Source organism: Microbacterium sp. ZXX196 (genome assembly GCF_009709595.1).
Classification (GTDB): domain Bacteria; phylum Actinomycetota; class Actinomycetes; order Actinomycetales; family Microbacteriaceae; genus Microbacterium; species Microbacterium excoecariae.
In genome coordinates this window covers 1-251 of the sequence record NZ_WMEE01000384.1, presented here as the reverse complement: position 1 = coordinate 251, position 251 = coordinate 1, and the positions used below count along the sequence as shown (strand labels likewise).

1 protein-coding gene is annotated in these 251 nt (G+C 66.1%); it reads right to left on the bottom strand.

Going from position 1 to position 251, the window contains the following annotated elements:
- Nucleotides 1-251 (bottom strand): hypothetical protein (locus GJQ66_RS14350; RefSeq protein WP_230379663.1); only part of this gene is annotated, 251 nt, incomplete at both ends.

The following is a 251-nucleotide window of genomic DNA, read 5'->3' as shown; positions in this document are numbered from 1 at the left end:
GCTCTGCTGTTCCAGCGCGATGTCCCGGCCGCCCCGCCACAGGTTGCCCAGTTTGGCGGACCATTCGATGACCTGATGCCAGACGCTGTCGCCGTCGTACTGGAAATAGGCCGGCGCCGACACCGAGAAGGTGATGGGACGTCCGGTGGCCAACAGCGCCCGGCTCTGCTGCTCGTACACGTCGCGGTAGCTCTGCTCCTTGGTACGGCCTGCCGGCCGGGGTACATTGCAGCCGTCCGCCTTGAGGTAGT